General features: G+C 67.0%; 21 protein-coding genes. 12 read left to right on the forward strand and 9 right to left on the reverse strand.

The features are described 5' to 3' along the window. Position 1: 1 nt before the first annotated feature. Both AC07PE_RS15200 and AC07PE_RS15205 read right to left on the reverse strand, forming a co-directional pair. Positions 2-403: a hypothetical protein gene (locus AC07PE_RS15200; RefSeq protein ID WP_498765821.1), complete on the reverse strand. Its 402-nt coding sequence runs from the start codon at positions 401-403 to the stop codon at positions 2-4. A 164-nt stretch (positions 404-567) separates the two neighbouring features. After that, entirely contained in the window at positions 568-1,206 is a 639-nt protein-coding gene (locus tag AC07PE_RS15205) for a PEP-CTERM sorting domain-containing protein (protein ID WP_498765823.1), read from the reverse strand. 261 nt (positions 1,207-1,467) lie between these two features. On the opposite strand from AC07PE_RS15205, the gene AC07PE_RS15210 reads away from it, so the two are divergent. Then, positions 1,468-3,678 carry a TonB-dependent receptor plug domain-containing protein gene (locus AC07PE_RS15210; protein WP_498765825.1) on the forward strand — a complete coding sequence of 737 codons (2,211 nt, stop codon included), beginning with the start codon at positions 1,468-1,470 and terminating at the stop codon, positions 3,676-3,678. Here AC07PE_RS15210 and AC07PE_RS15215 read toward each other — a convergent pair. Beyond that, positions 3,629-4,606, reverse strand: coding sequence for a GlxA family transcriptional regulator (locus tag AC07PE_RS15215; RefSeq protein WP_498766072.1), 978 nt, complete (start codon positions 4,604-4,606; stop codon positions 3,629-3,631). The two genes, AC07PE_RS15210 and AC07PE_RS15215, sit on opposite strands and share 50 nt — an antisense overlap. Before the next feature lie 115 nt (positions 4,607-4,721). On the opposite strand from AC07PE_RS15215, the gene AC07PE_RS15220 reads away from it, so the two are divergent. After that, positions 4,722-5,513, forward strand: a complete 792-nt coding sequence (locus tag AC07PE_RS15220; protein WP_498765827.1) for an MBL fold metallo-hydrolase — start codon at positions 4,722-4,724, stop codon at positions 5,511-5,513. Here the strand turns inward: AC07PE_RS15220 and AC07PE_RS15225 are convergent. The 5 genes from AC07PE_RS15225 to AC07PE_RS15245 form a co-directional block, all read right to left on the reverse strand. After that, positions 5,497-6,633, reverse strand: coding sequence for a serine hydrolase domain-containing protein (locus AC07PE_RS15225; protein WP_498765829.1), 1,137 nt, complete (start codon positions 6,631-6,633; stop codon positions 5,497-5,499). The two genes, AC07PE_RS15220 and AC07PE_RS15225, sit on opposite strands and share 17 nt — an antisense overlap. A 46-nt stretch (positions 6,634-6,679) precedes the next feature. Then, complete coding sequence (locus AC07PE_RS15230) at positions 6,680-9,004, reverse strand: xanthine dehydrogenase family protein molybdopterin-binding subunit (protein ID WP_498765831.1); 2,325 nt, start codon at positions 9,002-9,004, stop codon at positions 6,680-6,682. After that, positions 9,001-10,017, reverse strand: coding sequence for an FAD binding domain-containing protein (locus tag AC07PE_RS15235; protein ID WP_498765833.1), 1,017 nt, complete (start codon positions 10,015-10,017; stop codon positions 9,001-9,003). Before AC07PE_RS15235 ends, AC07PE_RS15230 begins: the two co-directional genes overlap by 4 nt. Continuing rightward, on the reverse strand, positions 10,014-10,541 hold the full coding sequence (locus tag AC07PE_RS15240) for a (2Fe-2S)-binding protein (protein WP_498765835.1): 528 nt from the start codon (positions 10,539-10,541) through the stop codon (positions 10,014-10,016). The genes AC07PE_RS15235 and AC07PE_RS15240 overlap by 4 nt, the downstream gene beginning before the upstream one ends. A gap of 157 nt (positions 10,542-10,698) precedes the next feature. Then, on the reverse strand, positions 10,699-11,037 hold the full coding sequence (locus AC07PE_RS15245) for a hypothetical protein (RefSeq protein WP_498765837.1): 339 nt from the start codon (positions 11,035-11,037) through the stop codon (positions 10,699-10,701). Here AC07PE_RS15245 and AC07PE_RS15250 point away from each other — a divergent pair. Next, positions 11,026-12,933, forward strand: a complete 1,908-nt coding sequence (locus tag AC07PE_RS15250; RefSeq protein ID WP_498765839.1) for a sensor domain-containing diguanylate cyclase — start codon at positions 11,026-11,028, stop codon at positions 12,931-12,933. The genes AC07PE_RS15245 and AC07PE_RS15250 overlap by 12 nt on opposite strands. A gap of 18 nt (positions 12,934-12,951) precedes the next feature. On the opposite strand, the gene AC07PE_RS15255 is transcribed toward AC07PE_RS15250, so the two are convergent. Then, positions 12,952-14,832 (reverse strand): potassium transporter Kup, encoded by a 1,881-nt coding sequence (locus AC07PE_RS15255; RefSeq protein ID WP_498765841.1) that lies wholly within the window; start codon positions 14,830-14,832, stop codon positions 12,952-12,954. 161 nt (positions 14,833-14,993) lie between these two features. On the opposite strand from AC07PE_RS15255, the gene AC07PE_RS15260 reads away from it, so the two are divergent. The 9 genes from AC07PE_RS15260 to AC07PE_RS15300 all read left to right on the forward strand — a co-directional run bounded on the left by AC07PE_RS15260 (position 14,994) and on the right by AC07PE_RS15300 (position 26,251). After that, positions 14,994-15,701, forward strand: coding sequence for a hypothetical protein (locus AC07PE_RS15260; protein WP_498765843.1), 708 nt, complete (start codon positions 14,994-14,996; stop codon positions 15,699-15,701). 25 nt (positions 15,702-15,726) lie between these two features. After that, positions 15,727-16,482, forward strand: coding sequence for a TorF family putative porin (locus AC07PE_RS15265; protein ID WP_498765845.1), 756 nt, complete (start codon positions 15,727-15,729; stop codon positions 16,480-16,482). 113 nt (positions 16,483-16,595) lie between these two features. After that, entirely contained in the window at positions 16,596-16,685 is a 90-nt protein-coding gene (locus AC07PE_RS15270; RefSeq protein WP_498765847.1) for a potassium-transporting ATPase subunit F, read from the forward strand. Beyond that, entirely contained in the window at positions 16,685-18,454 is a 1,770-nt protein-coding gene (gene kdpA, locus AC07PE_RS15275) for a potassium-transporting ATPase subunit KdpA (RefSeq protein ID WP_498765849.1), read from the forward strand. The genes AC07PE_RS15270 and kdpA overlap by 1 nt, the downstream gene beginning before the upstream one ends. Positions 18,455-18,536: 82 nt before the next feature. Further along, positions 18,537-20,582: a potassium-transporting ATPase subunit KdpB gene (gene kdpB / locus AC07PE_RS15280; RefSeq protein ID WP_498766074.1), complete on the forward strand. Its 2,046-nt coding sequence runs from the start codon at positions 18,537-18,539 to the stop codon at positions 20,580-20,582. 14 nt (positions 20,583-20,596) lie between these two features. Beyond that, the gene (gene kdpC / locus AC07PE_RS15285) at positions 20,597-21,181 is read left to right on the forward strand and encodes a potassium-transporting ATPase subunit KdpC (protein ID WP_498765851.1); all 585 of its coding nucleotides are present in this window, start codon (positions 20,597-20,599) and stop codon (positions 21,179-21,181) included. 10 nt (positions 21,182-21,191) lie between these two features. Beyond that, the gene (kdpD, locus tag AC07PE_RS15290) at positions 21,192-23,921 is read left to right on the forward strand and encodes a two-component system sensor histidine kinase KdpD (protein ID WP_498765853.1); all 2,730 of its coding nucleotides are present in this window, start codon (positions 21,192-21,194) and stop codon (positions 23,919-23,921) included. After that, a complete protein-coding gene (gene kdpE / locus AC07PE_RS15295; protein ID WP_498765855.1) occupies positions 23,914-24,609 on the forward strand; it encodes a two-component system response regulator KdpE in 696 nt (231 codons plus the stop codon). The genes kdpD and kdpE overlap by 8 nt, the downstream gene beginning before the upstream one ends. 82 nt (positions 24,610-24,691) lie before the next feature. Next, positions 24,692-26,251: a sensor domain-containing diguanylate cyclase gene (locus AC07PE_RS15300; protein WP_498765857.1), complete on the forward strand. Its 1,560-nt coding sequence runs from the start codon at positions 24,692-24,694 to the stop codon at positions 26,249-26,251. Positions 26,252-26,262: the final 11 nt, after the last annotated feature.

Here is a 26,262-nt window from a genome sequence, read left to right on the forward strand (position 1 = left end):
CTCAGCGCTGCTGCGTGCGGCGCGGTCCGCCGCGGCGGCGTTCCTCGCGCGGCGCCGGCTGGATCGCATGGGCCGGCATCGCACCGTTGCCGTCGATGCCGAATTCGATCACGCGGCGCAACGCGCGCAAGGTGACCGGCTTGGGCAGCACCGCGACGCGGCCCGCGTGGTAGTGCGGTGCGTGGCTCTTGTCGTCCAGTAGCAGGACCACCGCGGCCTGCGGCGCCAGCCGGGTGATCTCGCCGATGAAGGAGCGGCGGTCGTCTGCGTTGAAGGTGGTGTAGGTCAGGACCAGGTCGATGCGCACCGTCTGCGCCGTGTTCAGGGCCGCGCGCGGGCTTTCCGTGGTCGCCACGATGTATCCGAGCGACTTCAGCAGGGCGGCAATTTCCCCACGGGCCACGGGATCATGTTCTACGAGCAGTGCACATCTCATTGGGTATCCTCCTATAAGGTGGATGACGACTCCCAAGAGAAGTTCAAGCCTCAAGTTGTAACAATTTACCTCATCCATACGCCGCCGACGGCGTCCCGGCCAGGCGGCCGGGATAGCGGCGCAGGAGGCGATCAGCGCTTCGTGCGCTTGGACGACGCGCCGCGGCGGCGTGCGAACCAGCCGGCCAGGCCGCCCGCCGCAAGGATCGCGAGGCTGCCCGGTTCTGGCAGCGCTTGGCCCTGGTTCTGTACCGCGGCCCTGTGCAGCAGGCCGCGTTCGCCTTCGCAGAACTGGTAGGCAAAGCCGCAGCCTTCGCCCTCGTCGCTGTGCGCCCACAGCATGCTGAATTCCTTGCCGCTGCTCTCCATCGTGAAATCCGAATAGCCGCTGTTGACCATGATGCTGCCGCCCAGGTAGCCGCCCGCCAGGAATTGCAGCGTCATCGACAACTGCAGCAGGCCAGGCTGCATCTCGTCCTGGTAGCGGTAATCGATCAGATTCCACTGCTGCTTGCCGTCGGCGCCCGCGTACCAGTAGCGCAGCGATACCAGGCTGTCCTGCTGTTCATCGCAAGCATCGGACCAGCACTGGGAGACGTTCAGCGTAGCCTCGCCCCTGGCGACGGCGGCATCCGTGAAGGTGAGCTCGAGGTGCAGCCCCTCCGGCATGGAAGAGGAAGGTGCCACCTGCTGCCAGGTGTAGAGAACGTTGGCCGAAGCGGCTTGGGTAAAGAGGGCGGTGGCGGCCAGGCAGAGAATCTTGCGCAACATTTTGTGTCTCCAAAAAAGATTCTATTTAACAAGCAAGGATTGCGCCTGCTTGTTCATGTTCTTGATTTGAAAAAGAATTTAACAATACGCATCATTTTTCCGACACAAAATGTAAAGCACACCGACAGTGCCCAACCGTACATAGCGCCATGCAGCATTTCGCGCCCGATTTTCAGCATTTCGTCGCATGGGCCTGTTGAGTGTAAGTACCGCAGGGCATGATGCGGGCTCGATCAACGCTCATCGCCCATAACAAGAACCATGTCACGCCAGAATACGAATACCCTCGTCCGCCTGCTGCTCGCTTCCCCAGTCATCTTCGGCATGTTCAGTGCCTATGCCGCCGACCAGGCCACCACCAGCGCCGACAAGCCAGCTGCCGACAAGGCCGCCGCCATGCAGAAGGTCGAAGTGAAAGGCCAGGCCGCCACCTACGACGCGCGCCGCGACGACACCGCCACCAAGATCGTCGTCAACCAGGAGGAGATCCTGCGCCATGGCGACACCACGCTGGGCGAGGTGCTGAAGCGCCTGCCCGGCATTACCGTGGGCGGCGTGCAGGGCCGCGGCGGCGACGTCCGCATGCGTGGCCTGGGCAACGGCTATACCCAGATCCTGCTGAACGGCGAGCCGGCGCCGCCGGGCTTCTCGCTGGACCAGGTATCGCCGGAGATGGTCGAGCGCATCGAGATCATGCGCGCCGCCACCGCCGAGTACAGCACCCAGGCCATCGCCGGCGGCATCAACATCGTGCTGAAGCGGCGGGTAGAAACGGCGCAGCGCGAACTGAAGACCGGCGTGCAGGTGGAGAACGGCGCGTACGGCGCGGTGTCGACCTTCCAGCTGTCGGACAAGAGCGGCAAGATGTCGTACGCGATGAGCGGCAACCTGCTGTACGGCCGCCAGGACCGGCCTTCGCAGGTCGTCACCGAAGGCTATGACGCGGCCGGCCGCGAAGTGCTGCACCGCGTCGCTTACGATGGCAACCGCGGCCGCCTGCTCGGTATCGGCCTCTCGCCGCGCATCAACTGGAACATCGGTCCCGGCGAAGTGATCACCTCGCAGAACTTCATCAACATCGCCCGCTCAAAGGGCGATGCGCCGGAGACCGTGGTGACCTCGCTGGGCGCGCCGCCGCGCTACGTGGCCACCGCCACCGATGCCGAGAACAAGATGGAAATGCTGCGCAGCGACCTGTCCTGGACCAAGCGCCTGGAGCAGGGCGCCAAGCTGGACGCCAAGTTCGGCGTCAACTACGCGCACCGCGACAGCGGCGTGGGCCAGCAGCAGTACTATGCCAATGAGGTGCTGGCGCTGGACCGCGACATCGATAGCGACTTCAGCGACAAGGGCTGGAGCAGCACCGGCAAGTATTCGCGCCCGATCGGCGACGGCCATGCGATCGCGCTCGGCTGGGATGGCGCCTACAGTCTTCGCAACGAGACCCGCCTGCAACTGGAAACCACGACCGTGGGCGCGCCAGTGAGCAACCGTGACGAGAGCTTCGACGCCACCGTGCGCCGCCTGGCCCTGTTCGCCCAGGACGAGTGGACCGTGAGCAAGCAGTGGTCGGTGTACTTCGGGCTGCGCTGGGAAGGCATTCAGATCAGGAGCGAGGGCAACAGCTACGCGGCCATCGACAACAAATCGAGCGTCTTCAGCCCGCTGTTCCAGACCCTGTACAAGATTCCGGGCTCGAAGAACGACCAGCTCCGCGGCGGCATTACCCGCACCTACAAGGCGCCAAACGTGGCGCAGCTGGTGCCGCGCCGCGGCATCGCCTCGAACAACAGCCCGACCACGCCGGACACCATGGGCAACCCGCAGCTGAAGCCGGAACTGGCCTGGGGCCTGGACCTCGCGTACGAACACTACCTGCCGGGCGGCGGCCTGCTGAGCGCCAGCACCTATGTGCGCCACATCGACGACATCACGCACTCGCGCGTATTCTTCATCGATGGCCTGTGGGTGTCGATGCCGGTGAACGACGGCGCCGCCAATACCCGCGGCATCGAGCTGGAAGCCAAGCTGCCGCTGCGCCAGATGTTCCCGGGCTGGCCGGCGCTTGACCTGCGCGCCAACGTCTCGCGCAGCTGGTCCAGCCTGTCGATGGTGCCTGGCCCGAACAACCGCCTGGACCAGCAGACGCCTCTGAGCGGCACCTTCGGCTTCGACTACAAGTTCGACAGCTTGCCGGCCACCTTCGGCGGCAGCCTGAGCTTCCAGAACGGCGGCCCGGTGCGCATCTCGCAGAACCAGTACGGCTATGCCGGCGTGAAGCGCTCGCTCGACCTGTACGGCGTGTGGAAGTTCACGCCCAAGGTGCAACTGCGCACCTCGCTGGCGAACACCCTGCGCCAGGAGAACGTCACCGCTTCCACCTACGTCAGTGGCGACGGCAGCCGCCTGACCGACACCACCATCACGCCGACCTTCCTGCAGGTGCGGGCGATGCTCGAGACGAAGTTCTGAACTGCTTGCGGTAGGCCGCCGGCGAGGTCTGCAGCGTGGACCTGAAATGCTGGCGCAGCGACAGGGCCGAGCCGAAGCCGGCCTGCTGCGCCACCAGTTCGACCGGCGCCTCGCTGGTTTCCAGCAGCGTGCGCGCATGCTGCAGGCGCTGCTCCAGCAGCCACTGCTTGAAGGACATGCCGGTGGCCTGGCGGAAGTGGCGCGTGAAGTTACGCCGGCTCATGGCGGCGCGCTCGGCCAGCGTGTCGAGGTCATGCTCGGCGTCGAGGTTGCGGCTCACCCATTCCAGCACCCGCGCCAGGCGGCCGTCGCTGGGCGATACCGGCAGCGGTTTTTCGATGAACTGGGCCTGGCCGCCCTGGCGGTGCGGCGCCACCACCAGGCGGCGCGCCACCGCATTCGCCGCATCGGCACCGCACAGGCGGCGCAGCAGGTGCAGGCAGCAGTCGATGCCGGCCGCGACGCCGGCCGAGGTCAACACGTCGCCTTCGTCCACATACAGCACTTCCGGGTCCACCTTCACCTTCGGATAGCGGCGCGCCAGCTCGGAGGCCGCCGCCCAGTGGGTCGTGGCCGCGCGTCCGTCCAGCAGGCCCGCCTCCGCCACCGGGAAGGCGCCCAGGCACAGCGCCATCACACTGGCGCCGCGCGCGTGCGCCCGGCGCAGCGCCTCCAGCAGCGCCGGCGGGGCAGGGCGGCAGTCGTCGTGCCAGGCCGGCATGACGACGATGTCCGCATCGTTCAATCCATCGAGTCCGTGATCGGGGCGGATGCCGAAGCCGGCGCTGGTGGCCAGCATCTCTTCGCCGAGGCCGCACACGCGCAGCGAAAAGGCCGGGCGGGCGCCCAGGCTGCTGCCGAAGACCAGGCAGGGCACCGACAAATGAAAGGGCGTCATGCCGTCGAAGGCGATGACGGCGACCTGGATGTGGCGTGATGTGCGCATGGCCCGATTCTATCGCATAGTGGCTTGCGGGCCACTGTCAGCCCTGATAGCTGCCGCGCACAATGCTCCTGTCTTCACTTTCAACACAGGAGCTTTCATGTTCGTTCAACAGATCCGCAATGCCACCCTCCGCATCGACTATGCCGGCAAACGCTTCCTGGTCGACCCGCTGCTCGCCGAGCAGGGCGCCTACCCGGGCTTTCCCGGCACCGCCAACAGCCACCTGGCGAATCCGCTGGTCGGGCTGCCGGTGCCGGTGGCGCAGCTGCTGGACGTCGATGCCGTCCTCGTCACCCACCTGCACGCGGATCACTGGGACGAGGCCGCGCGCCGGCTGATTCCGCGTGGCTTGCCGCTGCTGGCCCAGAACGAGGCCGACGCCAAGGCCCTGCGCGCGGACGGCTTCGAGGACGTGCGCATCTTCGGTGACGGTTCTTCCTTCGACGGGATCACCCTGCACCGGACCGGCGGCCAGCACGGCAGCGACCAGGTGATGGCCGCGATCGGCGAGCGCATGGGCGAGGTGAGCGGCGTGGTGTTCAGCCACCCGGACGAGCCGACTTTGTACGTGGCCGGCGACACGGTCTGGAACCGGTACGTCGCTGACGCTTTGGCCACTTACAAGCCGGACGTGGCGGTGCTGAACTGCGGCGACGCACTGGTGCCGGGCCTGGGCGCCATCATCATGGACGAACACGACCTGGTGAAGGTGGCGCAGGCGGCGCCGCAGGCGACCATCATCGCCAGCCACCTGGAAGCGGTGAACCACTGCGTGCTGTCGCGCGCCGCACTACGCGCCTTCCTCGACGAGCAGGGCCTGCGCGCCCGCGTGCTGGTGCCCGAGGATGGGGAGGTGTGCGTCTTCGAGGTCCTCAGCGCGGCGGCGTGAAGTTGTATTCCCAGGCCCAGGGCATGTCGGTCTCGCCCAGCACGCGCCGCGCCAGTTCCGGGTAGATGCGCTCGGCGCGCACGTCGTTGGCCAGCATGACCACGCAGCGGCGCCTGGCGTCCAGGCAGATCACCATGTTGGCGGTGATCTCGTTGTGGCCGCCCTTGAACCAGCCGGCGCCGCCGCTGCGGTCCTGAAAGCTGACCACGCCCAGGCCTGCCGCCAGTTGCTGCGGCCAGCTGGCGCTGCCTTCTTCCAGCGTAGGGAACTGGTGCTTCGATACGATAGGCAGCCAGCCATTCACCATGGCGGCGCGCGAGGCGGGGCTCAAGCCGTCGCCGCGCACGATGCCGGCCCACAGTTTCGCCTGGTCTTCTATCGTCGTGTCCATCGAGCCGGCCGCGCGCACGCGGCTGCGCTCGTCGTGCGGCTCGAACTTGCCGTTTTCGTCGTAGCCGTCGGCCAGGTTGGCGGCGAAATCCGGGCGCCACTTCATGCTGGTGTTGCGCATGCCGAAGCGGTCGAACACGCGGCGCTGCATTTCGGCGCCCGTATCCAGTTTCAGGCCTTGGTCGACGATCAGCTGCAGGATATACAGGCCTTCGCCGGAGTAGGCATAACGGGTGCCCGGATCGAAGTGGAAGCGCAGCTTCTTGTCTGGCTCCAGCCAGCGGAAGTTGGCGAAGCCGGCGGAGTGGGTGAGCAGGATGCGCGGGGTGAGCTTGCGCCAGCGTTCGTCGCCGGCCAGGTCGCTGTAGTCGTCGGGCTGTTTGTACGAGGGCAGCGGCTGGGGCAGCAGGCGTTCGAGCGGCGCGTCGAGATCGAGCTTGCCCTCGTCGACCAGCTGCAGCAGCATGTAGGCAAAGGCGGCCTTGGTCAGCGAGGCGCCGTACATGATGGTGTCCGTTTGCAGAGGCAGCCGCTTTTCGGCATTGCGCCAGCCCCAGCTGCGCACGCTCTTGATCTGGCCATCGTCGATCACGGCCAGGGCCAGGCCCTGCAGGTTCTCGCGCTGCATGAGCTGGACGACGTCGGTGTCGGGAGGGATGGGCGCCTGCGCGGGCGGTGTGGACGCGCAGGCGGAGAGCAGGACGGCGAACAGCGGCAGCAGGCGTTTCATCGGCATCTCCGGTTGGGCTCGCAGATGCCGATGATGCCATAGATTGTTACTCGAACTGCGGCGGCTTCTGCACCGGCACCTCCTGGTCGCCCAGCAGCAGCTTGTCCGGCGACATCGGCGTGCTGCGCAGGCGCTTGCCGGTGGCGTGGAAGATCGCGTTCGAGACCGCTGCGGACACGCCTACGAGGCCGATCTCGCCCACGCCCTTGGCGCCCAGCTGCTTGCTGACCACGCGGTCGTCCTCGTCCGCGAAGATGACCTGGATGTCGTGGATGTCGGCGTTCACGGCCACGTGGTATTCGGCATAGTTGTGGTTCATGAAGCGCCCCAGCCGGTGGTCGGTGTAGGTCTCTTCGTGCAGGGCCTGGCTGATGCCCCACACGACGCCGCCGATGATCTGGCTCTCGGCGGTCTTGGCGCTGATGATGCGCCCAGCCGCCACCGCGTTCACGACCCGCGTCACGCGCACGATGCCGAGCTTCTCGTTCACCCGCACCTCGCAGAATACCGCCGAGTGGACGGCGCGCGTGTACTTGCGCTGCTTGAGCATCTGCGGCGTCATCAGGAATTTTTCTTCGACCCTGTCCTTGCCCGCGTGCGCCAGCACTTCGGCCAGATCGATGCCGTTGGCCGGCTGGCCGCGCAGGTGGAGGCGGCCGTCGTTGAATTCCACCTGGCGCAGCTGCAGCTTTTTGAAGATGGAGTCGGGCATGGCCTGCGCCATCTTGAGCAAAGCCTTCTGCAGCTTCTCGCAGGCGCCCACCACGCCGGAGCCGACCGTCGCCACGTGCGAGGACCCGCCCTCGATCGGCGCCAGCGGCAGGGTCGAATCGCCCAGCTGGAAGGTCACTTTTTCCATTGGCAGGCCCATGGCTTCCGCCGCGAGCATGGACATCACGGTATAGGTGCCGGTGCCGATGTCGGAGGCCGCGCTGGAGACCACCAGGCGCCCGTCCGCGTGCAGCACGGCGGAGACCCGCGCCACCATCACCAGCGAGTCCCACATGCCGGTCGCCATGCCCCAGCCGACCAGCTCTTCGCCCTCGCGCATGGAACGCGGCTCGAGCGGCCTGTCTTTCCAGCCGAAGCGTTCGGAACCCAGCTGGTAGCACTGGCGCAGCTCCTTGGTGGAGTAGGGCTTGTCGTCCATCGGATTGACTTCCGCGTAGTTCTTCAGGCGGAAGGCCAGCGGGTCCATCTTCAGCGCGTAGGCCATCTCGTCCATCGCCACTTCGATCGCATGGACGCCGTGAGCGGCGCCGGGGGCGCGCATGTCGATCGGCGAGTAGCGGTCCTGGCCCACCAGCTTGTAGCCCAGCTTGATGTTGTCGCAGGCGTACATCTGGCCGGACCAGTTGACCACCACCTCGACGTAGTCTTCCAGGCGCGAGGTCTCGTGCACGGCGTCGTGCAGGATGGCCTGCAGCTGGCCGTCCGGGTTCGCCGCCAGCTTCACGCGCTGCCAGGTCTCGGGCCGGTGGCCGAAGCTGAACATCTGCTGGCGCGTCAGCACCACGCGCACCGAGCGTTTCAGCTGCAGCGCCGCCATCACCGCCAGCGGCAGCTGGTACTGCGGGCGCAGGCCGGAGCCGAAGGCGCCGCCCACGTAGGGGTTGCGCACCGTGACCTTGTCCTTGGACAGACCGAACACGTGCGAGACATACCAGCGGCAGTTCTGCGAGCTCTGGTTCTTGTCGTAGATGGTCAGATGGCCGTCCTCGCTGCGCACTACGGTGGAAGCGAACATCTCCATCGGGTTGTGGTGCTCGACCCCGTGGTAGAACTGGGACTCGATTTTTACCGGCGCTGCTTCGAAGGCCTTGTCCGCATCGCCTTTCGAGCTGGGTGGCACGAAGCCAGCCTTCATCTTGCGCGGCTCGTAGGCGCGGTCCAGGCTGGCCAGCATGTCGGTATCGTGTTCCTCGACCTCGTAGGTGAGCTTCACCAGTGCAGCCGCGTGGCGCGCGGCTTCGAAGGTCTCGGCCACCACCAGCGCCACCGGCTGGCCGCTATAGAAGATGCGGTCACTGTATAGAACACGGAAGGGCGAGCCGCTAGGGGCCGTCATGTCCTTGTAGGCCAGGTCGTTGCCGCGCATCTTGACCTTGCGGTTCTCGTGCGTGATCACGGCGATCACGCCCGGCACGGCTTCGGCTTCGCGGCAGTCGATTGTCTTGATGCGGCCGCGGGCCACGGTGCCGCTGACCACCACGCCATAGGCCAGGTCGGGCGCTTCGTGCTCGGCGGCGTACTTGGCGGCACCGGTCACCTTGGCGATGCCGTCTACGCGCGAGACGTGCATGCCGCTGCGCACGCGGCCCGTGCCTTCCGGCGCGCTCGGGGTACGCAGCTCGGGAATCAGATCGGTCATTCTTTTTCTCCCCTGGCGTAGGCGGTACCGCGCGTGGCGGTCATGAGTGCCTGCACGATGGCGTTCTTCGCCAGCAGCAGCTTGAAGTCGTTCTGGCCCCAGCCGCGCGCGCCCTGCAGGATGCGTTCGGCAGCGACCGCGAACGCGGCCTCGCCGGCCTGCTTGCCTTCGAGTTCGCGCTCAGCTTCCTCGACGCGCCAGGGCTTGTGGGCGACGCCGCCCAGTGCGATGCGGGCGGCGCGGATGGTATCGCCGTCGAGGTCCAGCGCGGCCGCCACCGACACCAGCGCAAAGGCGTAGGACAGGCGTTCGCGCACCTTGATGTAGGCGGAGTGATCGACGAAGCGGGCGGCGTTCGGCAGGGCGATGTGGGTGATCAGCTCGCCCTGCTGCAGGGTGCTGTCGAGCTCCGGGCGTTCGCCGGGCAGGCGGTGGAATTCGGCAAAGGGGATTTCGCGCGCGCCGCTGCTGGAGCGCACGTGCACGATCGCGTCCAGTGCGCGCAGGGCCACACACATGTCGGATGGGTGGGTGGCGATGCATTGCTCGCTGGCACCAAGGATCGCATGCTGGCGGTTGAGACCGTGCTTGGCGGGGCAGCCGGTGCCGGGCTCGCGCTTGTTGCAGGGGACGCCGACGTCGTAGAAATACACGCAGCGGGTGCGCTGCAGCAGGTTGCCGCCGTTGGTCGCCATGTTGCGCAGCTGCGGCGAGGCGCCGGCGAGGATCGCGCTGGAGAGCAGGGGATAGCGCTCGCGTACCAGCGGGTGGTAGGCAGTATCGGCATTGCGTGCCAGCGCGCCCAGGCGCAGCCGGCCGCTGCCGAATTCTTCGATCTGGTCGAAGCCCGCGGTGGCGATCGCATTGATGTCGACGACCTGTGGCGGGGTCATGACACCTTCCTTCATCAGGTCGAGCAGGTTGGTGCCGCCGGCGATCGGCCGCGCACCATCGGCAAGTCTGGCAAGGACGCCATCGACGTCCTTGGGTTGGGTAAAGGCGAAGGGATTCATACCAGCACCGACCCGGTCGTGAAGGGTTTGCCCTCGTCGAGGGCGGAGGCGTCGAGTTCGAGCACCTGCGCCACCGCGCGCACGATCTGCGGATAGGCGCCGCAGCGGCACAGGTTGCCGCTCATGAGTTCGCGCACGTCGGCGATGGTCCTGGCCTGGCCTTCGGCAATCAGGCCGGCGGCCGAGCAGATCTGGCCCGGCGTGCAGTAGCCGCACTGGAAGGCGTCGCAGTCGATGAAGGCCTGCTGCAGCGGATGCAGTTCCTCGCCCTTGGCCAGGCCCTCGACGGTGGTGACTTCGTGGCCGTCCTGCATGACGGCCAGGGTCAGGCAGGCGTTCACGCGGCGGCCGTCGAGCAGGACAGTGCAGGCGCCGCACTGGCCGTGGTCGCAGCCTTTCTTGGTGCCCGTCAGGCCCGCGCGCTCGCGCAGGAGGTCGAGCAGGGTAACCCAGGATTCGACGTCGAATTCCCGGTCCTGCCCGTTGAGGTGCAGGCGGATCGGATGCTGCTGGTGAGGGTCCATGGCCGTCCTTTCGTCGTAAGACGCTCACCTTACGGGGCCGGCCTTTCCGGCTCGGTTAGATGACACACACAATGTTTGATTACTTTGACGATGCATGGTTTGTCGTTAAATTTATGTTCCTCGGTCCAATTCATTAAACGAAATGCAAGTTCTTCCCTCATTGCAAACCGGTCGGCAAATCGGGCTGTTGTGCCGCGCCAACTGGGCGGCAGGATGAGGCGAGGCGGTCATGGATCGATAAATTTGGTAAATCGAGAAGGCGATCCCTAGCAATGCACAGTGGAAGAATAGAAAAATCGCGAAAATGAATTGCAGAATAACCAATAATTTCCACGTGGAAAGCATAGTGGATATACTGCACAGCTCGGTTGAAATCCTCTAGAATCCTTCCGCTGGGAAAAGCGTCAAATGTCATCGCGCTCTTCCATCCTCCGGCTGGATTCTGCCGGTTCATTTGCTGGCCGCTCAGCGGCAAGGACGATTCATGCTCAGTCAACAGGAACTTGCAGAAGAGGGGCGCATCAACGCCCTACACGCGCTGGGCGTGCTGGATACCCCTCTCGAAGACCGTTTCGACCGCTTTACCCGGATCGCCTCTGCCGCCTTCGGCGCACCGATCGCGCTGGTGTCGCTGATCGACGCCAAACGCCAGTGGTTCAAGTCGCGCGTCGGTCTCGACATCTGCGAGACGCCGCGTTCGATGGCCTTCTGCAGCCACGCGGTGGCGCTGGACGATCTGCTGGTGGTGCCCGACACGCATCTCGACGAGCGCTTCGCCGACAATCCTCTGGTGGCCGGCGCGCCTTTCATCCGCTTCTATGCCGGCCAGCCGGTGCACAGCGTGGATGGCCAGCCTCTGGGCACCCTGTGCGTCATCGACCAGCAGCCGCGCATGTTCAGCGATGCCGAGAAGCGCATGCTGCGCGACCTTGCGCAGATGGTGCAGGACGAGTTGAACCGCGGCGTGCTGGTGGCCGCGCGCGATGCGGCCCAGATGGCGCTGCGTGAGCTGAACGTGCAGCTCGAGCGCCGTGTCGAGGACCGCACCCGCGAGCTGCACGCCAAGAACCGCCTGCTCGAACAGGAAGCGCAGCAGCGCATGCTGGCCCAGCAGACCCTGGTGCAGAAGCAGGAGCTGCTCGACGCGCTGCTCGAATCGGTCGACGTCGGTGTGGTCGCCTGCGGGGCGGACGGCGCCCTGACCCTGTTCAACCGCGCCGCGCGCGACCTGCATGGCGTGGACGTCGCCGGCCTGAGCTCGGCGCAATGGGCGGCGCATTACCAGCTGTTCGAGGAAGACGGCATGACGCCGCTGGAAGAAGCCCGGATTCCGCTGGCGCGCGCCCTGCGCGGCGAGAACGTCAAGGATGCGCCCATGGTGGTCGTGCACCGCGAAGGCGGCGCCCACCGCGTGCTGGCCAGCGGCCGCGCGCTGAAGGGGCCGAATGGCGAGGCGCTCGGCGCCGTGGTGGCGATGAAGGATGTTACCGAGCTGGCCGAGTCGCGCGCCCGCGTGGTCGAGAGCGAGGAGCGCCTGCGCACCATCGCCGACAACGTGCCGGCCCTGATCGCCTACATCGACACCGGCATGCGCTATGCCTTCGCCAACCAGCGTTACCAGGAATGGTTCGGAGTGAAGTGCGCCGACATGCTGGGCAAGACCGTGCCGGAAGCCATGGGCGAGGCCTTCTACGCGCCGCGCCGCGCGGCCCTCGAGCGCTGCCTGGACGGCCATGCCTCGGCCCTGGAAATCGAGGAAGAGCGCCGCGGGCGCCGCCGCGTGCTCAGCACGACCTACCTGCCGCACGTGCGCGACGGCATGGTGCAGGGCATCTACGTGCTGTCCACCGACGCCACCTCGGCGCGCGAATACGAACGCCAGCTGCACGCGCTTGCGCACTCCGACCACCTCACCGGCCTGCCGAACCGCCGCAGCTACGAGGAGCGCCTGGTGCAGGCGATCGCGCGCGCACGCCGCAGTGCGATGGCGATGGCCCTGGTCTACCTCGACGTCGACCACTTCAAGCAGATCAACGACAGCCTGGGCCACGCCAGCGGCGACGCCGTGCTGCGCGAGTTCGCCAAGCGCCTGTCCGCCACCGTGCGCGCCACCGACACCGTGGCGCGCCTGGCCGGCGACGAATTCGTGATCGTGCTCGAGCAGGTGGGCTCGGCGCGCGAATGCGGACGCATCGCCGACAAGCTGCTGGAGGCGATGCGCGCCGACTTCCTGGTCGACGGCCAGCCACGCCAGGTGTCGGCCAGCATCGGCATCGCCTGGTCCGCGCATCCGGAGCAGGCGGCGCTGGCCCACACCGCCGACGAAGCCCTGTACCAGTCCAAGCGGGCAGGGCGCAATACCGCCTCGGTGCTGGTGGCCGGCGGCCACTGAGCACCGGCTGGCGCCGGCCTAGATCTCGATCTGCGTTCCCAGTTCGATGACGCGGTTGGTCGGAATCCGGTAATAGTCGGCGGCATCGCGCGCATTGCGCTGCATGGCCACGAACAGGTGCTCGCGCCAGGGCGCCATGCCCTCGCCGGGCGTCGAGATCACGGTCTGGCGCGCGATGAAGAACGAGGTCTGCATCATGTCGAAGGGCTGCTCCTGCCAGGTGCAGGCCGCCAGCATGGCCGGAATGTCCGGCTCGTCCTTGAAGCCGAAGACGATGTCGATCTGGTAGCAGCCATGCCCGAGCGGTGTGACGCGAAGCTGTGCCTCACGCCCGGCGTAGGGCGTGTCGGCAATGTGCACGGTAAGGAAGACGATACGTTCGTGCAGCACCTTGTTGTGCGACAGGTTGTGCAGCATCGCATGCGGCACGCCATCGCTCTCTCCACGCAGGAATACCGCGGTGCCCGGCACCCGTACCGGCGGTGCGATGAACAGCGACTCGAGGAAGGCATCGAGCGGAATCGCGTGCTTCTGCAGGTTGTCGAATACCAGCTGGCGGCCCCTGCGCCAGGTCAGCATCAGCGTGAACAGCAGGGTGCCGAGCAGCAGCGGGAACCAGCCGCCGTGCAGGACCTTGAGCACGTTGGCGGAGAAGAAGGCGGTGTCGATCGCCAGGAAGAAGGCGGTCGCGCCGAGGCATAGCAGCAGGTTCATGCGCCAGCGGTAGCGGATCACGAAATACGTCAGGACCGTCGTCGCCAGCATCGTCGCCGTGACGGCGATGCCGTAGGCCGAGGCCAGCTGCTCGGAGGAGCCGAAACCGATCACCGCCAGCAGCACCGCCACCAGTTGCAGCCAGTTGACCGAGGGGATGTAGATCTGCCCGATCTCGTGTTCCGATGTGTGCACGACGCGCATGCGCGGCAGGAAACCGAGCGCGATCGCTTCCTTGGTCATCGAGAAGGTCCCGGAGATCGTCGCCTGCGATGCGATCACCGTCGCAATGGTAGACAGCACCACCAGCGGATAGATGCTCCAGCTCCCCAGCTGCTGGAAGAACGGGTTGGCGATCGCCTCCGGACGCGCCAGCAGCAGGCCGCCCTGCCCAAGATAATTCAATGCCAGTGCCGGAAAGGCCACCAGCGTCCAGGCGAGACGGATCGGCCTGCGCCCGAAATGCCCCATGTCGGCATACAGGGCTTCGGCGCCCGTGAACGCCAGCACGACCGCGCCCAGCGCAAGGAAAGCGGTGCCGCGGTTCTCGATGAAGAAGCTGAGCGCATGCCAGGGATTGACCGCCACCAGGATGCCCGGGTGATGCGCGATGTTGACCATGCCCATTCCCGCCAGGACCACGAACCACAGCAGCATGATCGGACCGAACCAGCGTCCAATGCCGGCGGTGCCATGGCTTTGCACGGCATACAGGCAGACCAGGATGACGATCGTCAGCGGCACTACGTAGGGCTGCATTGCGGGGGTGGCGACTTCCAGGCCTTCCACCGCGGAGAGCACGGAGATCGCCGGCGTGATGACGCTGTCGCCGTAGAACAGGGATGCGCCGAATACGCCGATCAGGAGCAGTGCGACATGCAGGCGCCCGCGGCCGCCGACGGCCCCTAGCGCCAGCGCCAGCAGCGCCATGATGCCGCCTTCGCCGCGGTTGTCGGCACGCAGCACCAGCGTCACGTACTTGAAGGACACGATGATGCTCAAGCCCCAGAAGATCAGGGACACGACGCCGATCAGGTTGGCCGGCGTGAGAGCCAGCCCGTGCGCCGGATCGAACACGGTCTTGAGGGAGTAGAGCGGGCTGGTGCCGATGTCGCCATACACGATGCCGATGGCGGCCAATGCCAGTCCGGCGATGTTCCTGTTCCTGCCTTGTTGCGTTTCCAAATCCAGCCTCTTCGCCATGTTGAAGAGCGCCATCCTACCGACCGCTGCATAAAAATTTTGTAAATAAACCGTTTATCCGGGGCGTACGTCTTTTTAGAAAATCTTTATGCCTCCCTGCCTACACTTCATTGCATCGCAACATAGCAAGGAGTGCCGCAGACATGATCGTCACCATCGCCACCAGTGAACCTCAGGACGCCGCCGGACTGGTGGCCGAGAACCTGGCGCTCCTGCGCGCCCGCAGCGGCCGCAAGGTCCTCCTGATGGACGCCACATCGCGCCAGGCCTGCCAGCAATGGGCTACGGAACGCGAACGCCTGCACCTCGGCCCGGCGCTGACGGCCCGTGCGGTGCGCGGATTCGGTTTGCCGGAGGAGCTGGAGCGGCTGTATCCACGCTTCGCGGACGTCGTCATCGCCACCGACGGCGGCAACGGCCATGAGTGCCGCTCCGCCCTGATCATGGCGCAGGTCGCCGTCGTACCGCTGGCGCCGGCGCAGGCCGACATCGATGGCCGCTACGACCTGATCGCGCGGCTCAACAGCGCACGCATGTTCAATCCTGGCCTGCGCGTGCTGTTCGTCACCGCCGGCAGCGAGCACGACCCTGCGCCGCGCGAGCTGCTCGCCATGCGCGGCTACGCGGCGCAAGTGATGGCGGGCGGACTGGCCGGCACCATCCTGCATTTGCCGGCGCTCCTGTGGGGCGCGGACCGCCCCGGTCGCTGCGCCAGCGACAACGAAAGCAGCACCGGCGCCGCCGAGATGGCGGCGCTGTACGAGGAGGTCTACCAGGCCTCCTGCGCGATTCCGCCGGCCCGGCGGAACGCATCGATCGGTCCGGCCCCCGCGGCCGGCCGGCAGTCCTGACAAAAACAAGGAAGCAGAGTTCAACATGAAAAAAACCTTCGCCCTATTGGCGTCGCCTGTGGTCTTCGCCGCACTGGCGGCGCCGCTGCACGCCCAGGAAGCCCAGCCGGAGCAGACTGTCAGCTACAACGCCTCGCTCGTTTTCGACTACCGCTACCGCGGCATCTCGCAGACCCGCCTGCAGCCGGCGCTGCAGGGTGGCGCCGACACCACGCACAATCCCAGCGGCCTGTACGCCGGCACCTGGCTGTCCACCATCAAGTGGACCAAGGATGCGGGCGGCGGCGGCGACATCGAGTGGGACCTGTATGCGGGCAAGCGCGGCAAGCTCGGCGAGGATGCCGCCTACGACCTCGGGGTCCTGGGCTATGTCTATCCGTCGAATGGCTTGAAGCACGTGACCGGTTTCGCCGACGCCGACACGGCGGAGATATACGGCCAGCTGGGCTACGGGCCCGCCTACGCCAAGTACTCGCTGTCGCTGACCAATCTGTTCGGCTTCGTCGACAGCCGCCACAGCGGCTACCTGGACCTCGGCGCCAACTTCGATCTCGGCAAGGGCCTGACCTTGAACCTGCACGCCGGCCGCCAGGATGTGCGCCATAACGATGCGGCCAGCTACACCGACTACAAGCTCGGCCTCACCAGGGACTTCGGCGTCGCCAGCCTGGCGGTCGCCTTCGTCGGCACCAATGCCGGCGATACCGCCTACGCCTCGCCTGCCAACGGCAAGTTCCTCGGCAGGAAAGCGCTGGTCGCCAGCATCAGCAAGACATTCTGATCAACCCGTCATTTCGAGGTGCACATGGATATCCTCTTCATCGGCGCAATCGTCTTGTTCACGGCCCTGATCCTGGGCATGGCAAGCGCTTGCGCGAAACTGGGAGAGCGCAAATGACGCTCTTTTACCTGATCGGCGCACTCGCCTCGGGCGGCCTGCTGGCGTACCTGCTGTACGCCATGTTCAACGCGGAGGCGCTGTGATGAACTTCTCAACACTGGCGCCGGGTGCGCTCCTGCTTGTATTGTTTCTGGTCGTGCTGCTGGCCTTGTCCTGGCCGCTCGGCATCCTGCTGGCCCGCGTGGCCGAGGGCGGACGCATACGCGGCTTCGGCTGGCTGCACCGGATCGAGGCGGGGCTGTATCGCGCCGCCGGCGTCGATGCCGCGCAGGGCATGGGCTGGAAGGCTTATGCCGTCGCTCTGCTGGTCTTCAATGCCGTCGGCGCGCTGGCTGTCTACCTGCTGCAGCGCGTGCAGGCCTGGCTGCCCCTGAACCCCCAGTCGCTGGGCAACGTCAGCCCGGACTCGGCCTTCAACACCGCGGTCAGCTTCGTCGCCAACACCAACTGGCAGGGCTACAGCGGCGAGCAGACCATGAGCTACCTGACCCAGATGCTGGCGCTCACCTGCCAGAATTTCTTCTCGGCGGCCACCGGCATCGCGGTGGTGTTTGCCCTGATCCGCGGCTTCAGCGCCAGGTCGGCCAGGTCGATCGGGAATTTCTGGGTCGACCTGACCCGTTCCACCCTGTACGTGCTGCTGCCGCTGTCGCTGGTGTTCTCGGTGTTTCTGATGGGGCAGGGCGTGGTGCAGAACTTCTCGAGCTACCAAGAAGTGCAGCTGCTGGAGCCGCTGACCTATACCCAGCAGGACGGCGCCGTCGTGACGGCCGCCACGCAGACCATCGCGATGGGACCGGTGGCGTCCCAGGAATCGATCAAGATGCTGGGCACGAATGGCGGCGGCTTCTTCAACGCCAATTCGGCCCATCCCTACGAGAACCCCACGCCGCTGAGCAATCTGTCGCAGATGGTGGCGATGTTCCTGATCCCGGCCGCCCTGTGCTTCGCGTTCGGGCGCCTGGTGGGCGACCGCCGCCAGGGCTGGGCGATCCTGGCCGCCATGACGGTGCTGTTCGTCGTCCTGGCAGCGGGCGCGATGCTGGCCGAGCACCAGGCGCATCCGGCCCTGCAGGCGATGGGCATCGACCAGGGCGCAAGCGGCCTGCAGTCGGGCGGCAACATGGAGGGCAAGGAGACCCGTTTCGGCATCGACGCCTCGGCGCTGTTCGCCGCCATCACCACCGCCGCCTCCTGCGGTGCGGTGAATGCGATGCACGATTCGTTCACGCCGCTGGGCGGTGCGGTGCCCCTGGTCCTGATGCAGTTCGGCGAAGTGATCTTCGGCGGCGTCGGCTCCGGCCTGTACGGCATGCTGGTGTTCGCGATCATGGCGGTCTTCATTGCCGGCCTGATGATCGGCCGCACCCCGGAATACCTGGGCAAGAAGATCCAGGCCTACGAAATGAAAATGACCTCGATCGCGATCCTCGTCACGCCGGTGCTGGTGCTGGCCGGCACGGCGATCGCCGTGATGGCCGATGCAGGCAAGGCCGGCGTCGCCAACCCCGGCGCCCACGGTTTCTCGGAAATGCTGTACGCGTTCACCTCGGCCGCCAATAACAACGGCAGCGCCTTCGCCGGCTTGTCCGCGAATACGCCGTTCTACAACTGGATGCTGGCGATCGCGATGTGGTTCGGTCGTTTCGGCGTCATCGTGCCGGTGCTCGCGATTGCCGGCTCGCTGGCGGCCAAGCAGCGCCTGCAGACGACCGGCGGCACCATGCCCACCCACGGCCCGATGTTCGTCGGCCTGCTGGTCGGCGTGGTGGTGCTGGTCGGCGTGCTGAATTACGTGCCCGCGCTGGCCCTGGGGCCGGTCGTCGAACACCTCCAGCTCTTTGCAAAATAATCAGGAGTAGCCCATGACTCAACTTCCCCAGCCGACGGCGAACCTGCCTGCCGGCGCTCCCGCTTCGAACCGCCGCCTGAGCATGTTCGACACGTCCCTGGCCGGCCCGGCGCTGGTCGACGCCTTCAAGAAACTCGGCCTGCGCACCCAGTTGCGCAGCCCCGTGATGTTCGTGGTCTACGTCGGCAGCATCATCACCACGCTGCTGTACGTGCAGGCGCTGTCCGGCACTGGCGAAGCGCCCAGCGGCTTCATCCTGGCCTGCGCCGTCTGGCTGTGGTTCACGGTGTTGTTCGCGAACTTCGCGGAAGCGCTGGCCGAGGGCCGCAGCAAGGCCCAGGCAGCTTCGCTGCGCGGCCTGAAAGAAAGCGTGATGGCCAAGAAGATGGCTGCGCCCAAGTACGGCACCGGCTGGCTGCCTTGCCCGGCCACCGACCTGCGCAAGGGTAATCACGTGCTGATCGAAGCGGGCGACGTGGTGCCGATCGACGGCGAGGTCGTCGAAGGCGTCGCTTCGGTCGACGAAAGCGCGATCACCGGCGAATCGGCGCCCGTGATCCGCGAGTCGGGCGGCGACTTTTCCAGCGTCACCGGCGGCACCCGCGTGCTGTCGGACTGGCTGGTGGTGAAAGTCAGCGCCAATCCCGGCGAAACCTTCCTGGACCGCATGATCGAGATGGTCGAGGGCGCCAGGCGCAAGAAGACGCCCAACGAGATCGCCCTGACCATCCTGCTGGTGGCGCTGACCATCGTGTTCCTGGTGGTGACCGTGACCCTGCTGCCGTTCTCGCTGTATTCGGTCGAGGTGGCCAAGGCCGGCACGCCGGTCACGATCACGGTCCTGATCGCGCTGCTGGTATGCCTGATTCCGACCACGATCGGCGGCCTGTTGTCGGCGATCGGCGTGGCCGGCATGAGCCGCATGATGCGCGCCAACGTGATCGCGACCTCCGGCCGCGCAGTGGAGGCAGCGGGCGACGTCGACGTGCTCCTGCTCGACAAGACCGGCACCATCACGCTGGGTAACCGCCAGGCCAGCGTCTTCCTGGCGGCCCCCGGCGTCAGCGAACGCGAACTGGCGGATGCCGCGCAACTGGCGTCGCTGGCCGACGAAACGCCGGAGGGCCGCAGCATCGTGGTGCTGGCCAAACAGAAGTTCAACATCCGCGAACGCGCGCTGGAGGGGCTGCATGCGGCATTCATCCCGTTCTCGGCGAATACGCGCATGAGCGGCATCGACTGCGGCGAGCGGCAAATCCGCAAGGGCGCCTTCGACGCGGTGCGCCGCCACGTCGAGGCGCTCGGCGCGCCGTTCCCGGCCGAGGTCCAGCGCATCGTCGAAGATACGGCGCGCCGCGGCAGCACGCCCCTGGTGGTGGCCGACGGCGCCCGCGTGATGGGTGTGGTCGAACTCAAGGACATCGTCAAGGGCGGCATCAAGGAGCGCTTCGCGGAGCTGCGCCGCATGGGCATCAAGACCGTGATGATCACCGGCGACAACCGCCTCACTGCCGCCGCCATCGCCGCGGAAGCGGGTGTCGACGACTTCCTGGCCGAAGCGACGCCGGAGGACAAGCTCAAGCTGATCCGCGGTTACCAGGCCGAAGGACGCCTGGTGGCGATGACCGGCGACGGCACCAACGACGCCCCGGCGCTGGCCCAGGCCGACGTCGCGGTGGCGATGAACTCCGGCACCCAGGCGGCCAAGGAAGCGGGCAACATGGTCGACCTCGACTCGAATCCGACCAAGCTGCTCGAGATCGTCGAGATCGGCAAGCAGATGCTGATGACGCGCGGTTCGCTGACCACCTTCTCGATCGCCAACGACGTCGCCAAGTATTTCGCGATCATCCCGGCTGCTTTCGTCGGCACCTATCCGCAATTGAAGGCGCTCGACATCATGCATCTTGCCAGCCCGGCTTCGGCGATCATGTCGGCTTTGATCTTCAACGCCCTGATCATCGTGTTCCTGATTCCGCTGGCCCTGCGCGGCGTACGCTACCGCGCGATCGGCGCCACGGCCCTGCTGCGGCGCAATCTGCTGGTCTACGGTATCGGCGGTATCATCCTGCCATTCATCGGCATCAAGCTGATCGACATGCTGCTGGCGGCGCTCAATCTCGTCTGAACAAGGAGTTTTCCATGTCTTCCCTTATCCGCCCCGCACTGGTGCTGTTCGGCGCCCTCACCGTCGTCTGCGGCGTGCTCTACCCGGCCGCCGTCACCGGCGCCGGCCGCGTCGCCTTCGCCCACCAGGCGAACGGCAGCCTCGTCGAGACGAACGGCAGGACGGTCGGCTCGTCGCTGATCGGCCAGCCGTTCTCGAAGCCAGGCTATTTCTGGGGCCGGCCGTCGGCCACCGCGCCGATGGCGAACAATGCCGCCGGTTCGAGCGGCGCGAACCAGGGCCCGACCAATCCGGCGCTGCTGGACGCCGTCAAGGCCCGCGTGGAAGCCTTGCACCGGGCCGATCCCGGCAATCTCGCGCCGGTGCCGATCGACCTGGTTACGGCCTCGGCCAGCGGGCTCGATCCGGAGATCAGCGTCGCCGCCGCCGAATACCAGGCAGGCCGCATCGCCGCTGCGCGCAATCTCCCGGAGCAGCAGGTCCGCGCGCTGATCGAACGCTTCCGCAAGGAGCCGGCGCTGGGTGTTCTGGGCGCACCGCGCGTGAACGTGCTGGCGCTGAACCTGGCGCTGGACGGCAAGACGCCGCGAGCGGAATGAGGCCGGCCGCATGAGTTTTCCCGGCGAAGAAGCGCGGCGCGACCCGGACGTGCTGCTGGCCCAGGTGCAGGAGCAGGAGCGCAGGGCGGCGCGCGGCCGCCTGCGCATCTATTTCGGCGCATCGGCCGGCGTCGGCAAGACCTATGCGATGCTGTCCGCGGCGCGCCAGCTCGCCGCGTCGCGCGAGCTGCTGGTCGGGGTGGTCGAGACGCATGGGCGAGCCGAGACCGAGGCTTTGCTGGAAGGGCTGGACGTCCTGCCGCGCAAGCGCATCGACTACCGCGGCAAGATCCTGAGCGAGTTCGATATCGACGCCGCCCTGGCGCGGCGGCCGGCCCTGGTCCTGGTCGACGAACTGGCGCACTCGAACGTCGCCGGGTCGCGCCACCCGAAGCGCTGGCAGGATATCGAGGAGCTGCTGGCTGCCGGCATCGACGTCTTCACCACGGTGAATGTGCAGCACCTGGAGAGCCTGAACGACGTGGTCGGCGGCATCACCGGCGTCCGGGTCGGCGAGACCGTGCCGGACACCGTGTTCGACCAGGCCGGGGAGGTGGTTCTGGTGGACCTGCCGGCGGACGAGCTGCTGGCGCGCCTCAAGCTCGGCAAGGTGTACCAGGGCACGCAGGCAGAAAGGGCAGGCCAGAACTTCTTTCGAAAGGGGAATCTGATCGCCCTGCGCGAACTGGCGCTGCGCCGCACCGCCGAACGCATCGGCGACGACGTCCGCGCCTATCGCGTCGAGAAGTCGATCGATACGGTATGGCGGACCGGCGCCGCCCTGCTGGCCTGCGTCGGTCCCGGCGCCGGCGCGGAAGCCGTGGTGCGCGGCGCCGCACGCCTGGCGGCCCAGCTGGGCGCCGACTGGCACGCAGTGTATGTCGAAACGCCGGCGCTGCAGCGCCTGGACGGCGGCCGGCGCGGCGGCATCATCGACGCGCTCGAGCTGGCGCGCGATCTCGGCGCCACCACCGCCGTCCTGTCGGGCGACCGCATGGAGCAGGCAGTGGTCGACTATGCGCGCAGCCATAACCTGTCGCGGATCGTACTCGGCCGCGGCCGGGGGCGCTGGACCTGGCAGGCGCCGGGAAGCCGGCGCATCGCGCGCCTGGCGCCCGACATCGAACTGGTCGAGGTCGCAGCGCCGCCGTACATGGCGGGCGCCTTGGCGCGGCCGCCGGCAGCGGAGAGCGGGGCCGGCGGCCGCGGCCGCTCCCTGCTGCTGACGCACGGCCTGGCGGCCGCGGCCAGCATCGCGATGGCGCTGGCCGCCACCCCGGCCATCGGCTACCTGGATCTGGCCAATATCGTCATGCTGTTCCTGCTGGTCGTGCTGCTGGTCGCGGTGACGCTCGGCCGCGGCGCATCGGTGACCGCGACCTGCGTCGGCGTGGCCTGCTTCGACTTTTTCTTCGTGCCGCCCCGCTTCACGCTGGCGATCTCGGATTTCCAGTACCTGGTGACCTTCGGCGTGATGCTGGCGGTCGGCTTGATCACGGGACAACTGACGGCCGGACTACGCTTCCAGGCGCGGGTCGCCGCCCGGCGCGAGAGCCGGACACGCGCGCTGTACGAGTTTGCGCGTGCCTTGTCCGGCGTGCTGCAGACGGAGCAGATTCAGGAGGCCACCCGGGACGCCGTTGGCCGTAGCTTCGGCGTGCGCACGGTACTGTTGCTGCCGGATGCCGAAGGACGCCTGCGGCCCGCCGAAGGGGAGGACGTCACCGCCATCGCCGCCCTCGACGCCGGCATCGCCCAATGGGCCTTCGACCGGGGGGCGGGCGCCGGCCTGGGCACGGATACCTTGCCCGGCAGCCCGGTCTTCTATATGCCGCTGGTGGCGCCGATGCGCACCAGAGGCGTGCTGGCGATTGCACCCGAAGCGCCGCGCTGGCTGCTGACGCCGGAGCAGCGCCAGCAGCTCGACACCTTTGCCGCGCTGGCCGCCATCGCACTGGAGCGTGTGCATTACATCGAGGTGGCCCAGGAGGCGCTGGTGAAGATCGAATCCGAGCGCTTGCGCAATTCGCTGCTGGCGGCGCTGTCGCACGACCTGCGCACGCCGCTGACCTCCCTGATGGCGCAAACCGAATCGCTGGCGCGTTCTTCGCCGCGGCTGGCGCCGTCGCAGGAGGCGATGGCCGATGCGCTGCGCGAGGAAATGGTCCGTATGAGCATGCTGGTGACGAACCTGCTCGACATGGCGCGCATCGAGAGCGGCGAGGTCAAGCTCAAGCTGCAGTGGCAGCCGGCCGAGGAGGTCATCGGCAGCGCATTGCGGGCCAGCCGCGCCGCGCTTGCCGGCCGCAGCGTGCGCACGGAGGTGCCCGCCGACCTGCCGCTGGTGCAGTACGACGCCGTGCTGATCGAACGGGTGCTGTGCAACCTGCTGGAGAATGCCGGCAAGTACACGCCGCCGGACGCCACGATCACGGTCTCGGCGGCGCCGCGCGGCAGCTGGCTGGAAGTCGCCGTAAGGGACAATGGGCCTGGCCTGGCGCCCGGCCAGGACGAGGCGGTATTCGAAAAATTCATGCGCGGCGAGCGCGAGTCGGCCAAGCCCGGCGTCGGCCTGGGGCTGGCGATCTGCCGCGCGATCGTCGGCGCACACGGCGGCACGATCCATGCCGCCAGGCCGGCGGGCGGCGGCGCGGCCTTCGTCTTCACGCTGCCCCTGGGTACGCCGCCCGAGATGCCGCTGCTGGACGACGAACTGGAAATCGAGGATAAGGATGAGTGAATTTGTCGGTATTGCCCTGCTCGTGGAGGACGAGCCCCACATCCGCCGCTTCGTCCGCGGCGCGCTCGAGCAGGAGGGGTGGCAGGTACACGAAGCCGCGAACCTGCAGCGTGGACTGGTCGAAGCGGGCACCCGCAAGCCGGATGTCGTCATCCTCGACCTCGGCCTGCCGGACGGCGACGGCGTCGATTTCATCGCCGATCTGCGCAAGTGGTCCGCGGTACCCGTCATCGTGCTGTCGGCGCGGGTCAACGAGGACGAAAAGATCCGCGCGCTCGATCAGGGGGCCGACGACTACCTGACCAAGCCCTTCGGCGTCGGCGAACTGTTGGCGCGGGTGCGCGCCTCGCGCAGGCGCCAGCGCGGCCCGGCAACAGGTGGAGACGGCAAGGTGCGCTTCGGCGACGTCGAAGTGGATGTGCAGAACCGCAGTGTCGTCAAGGCGGGCAAGGCGGTTCGCCTGACGCCGACCGAGCACCGCCTGCTGGCGGTATTGCTCGCCAACCCCGGGAAGGTGATGACGACGCCGCAGCTGTTGCGGGCGGTATGGGGGCCGCACCAAGGGGAAAATGCGCATTACCTGCGTGTCTACATGGGCCATTTGCGGCATAAACTGGAAGACAACCCGGCGCAGCCGCGCTACATGATGACGGAAACCGGCGTCGGCTACCGTTTCCAGCTGCCCTGAGATCGCTCTTCAGGCGTGACGCGTTGGACTTCTTCGGGGACTCGGTCTATCCTGCCGGACAGTCAATTCTTTTCTGCTGCCGATGCCGCCGAGTTCCGCGCCCCGCCTCAATCACCTGAACCAGATACGCCGTCCGATGGTGGGCCGCTCGATCGCCCTGCTGGTGGCGTTCTGCGTGCTGCTGGCCGGCGTCTACGGCTGGAGCCTGTGGACGGCGCGCCAGGGCGATCTGGCCCAGACCGCGGCCAGCACCTCGAACATGGCGCGTGCGCTGGCGGCCCAGGCCGAGACCTCCTTCAAGATCGCCGACGCGATCCTCGCCGAAACCGTGGAACGGGTCGAGCATGACGGCATCGAGGGCGCGGCCGGCGACCGTCTGCACGAGCGTTTCCTGCACATCGCGGCCTACACGGCGGAAGTGCATGGCCTGTTCGTGTACGGCGCCGACGGCAGCTGGCGCGTGACCGCGCTGGCCAACGCGGTCAACGCGAACAATGCCGACCGCGACTACTTCCGCTATCACCAGAGCCATCCCGACCGCCGCACCCACGTCGGCCGGCCGGTGCGCAGCCGTTCGAGCGGCGTGCTGGTGATTCCGGTATCGCGCAGGATCGATCGCCCCGACGGCAGCTTCGGCGGGGTCGCGCTGGTGACCCTGGACCTGGGCTACTTCGGCCGCTTCTACGACCGCTTCGACGTCGGACGCGAGGGCACGATCGTGCTGGCCCTGGACGACGGGACCCTGATGTACCGGCGTCCGTTCAACGAGAGCGTGGTCGGCCGTGATATCAGCAAGGGGCCGGTGTTCGAAATGCTGCGGACCGTGGGGCCGGTCGGCACCGCCATGCTGAGGTCGTACATTGACGGCATCGAGCGCCTGTACAGCTACCGCCACCTCGAGGGCTACCCGCTGGTGGTGGCCAGCGCACAGTCGAAGGAAGAGATCCTCGGCGACTGGTGGGGAACGGTGATCAAGACGAGTGGCGTGATGGCCCTCGCTCTCGCCCTGATGGCATGGGGCAGCGCGCGCATGATCCGCCAGATCCGCATCCGCGAACAGCTCGAGGATGAGCTGCGCCGCGCCGGCGCTGCGCTCGAACAGCACAACCAGGCGCTCAAGACCCTGGCCGAAAGCGACGGCCTGACCGGGCTGGCCAACCGCCGCCTGTTCGAGGACGCCCTGGCCGGCGAACTGGCGCGGGCGCGCCGCAGCGGCAGCGAATTCGGCCTGATCCTGTGCGACGTCGATTTTTTCAAGAAGTACAACGACCGCTACGGCCACGTGGCCGGCGACGATTGCCTGCGCCATGTGGCTGCGGCGATCGCGGGCGGCGCGCGCCGGCCGGGCGACCTGGCGGCGCGCTACGGCGGTGAGGAATTTGCCGTGATCCTGCCGGACACCGGCCTGGAAGGCGCGATGACGGTGGCCGACGCCATTCGCGCCTGGGTCGCCGCGCTGGACATCGAACATGCCGATAACCCTGCAGGAACAGTGAGCTTGAGCCTGGGTGTGGTGGCCGGCAAAGTCGGCGCCGAGGCGGACAGTGCCTGGGTCGAAGCCGCCGACAGCCTGTTGTACGACGCCAAGGCCGGCGGCCGCAACCGCGTGGTCGCCTGTTCGGCATCGCTTGCAATTGGATAGCGCGCGATCTA

It is taken from the genome of Telluria sp. GW821-FHT07G12, assembly GCF_059418525.1.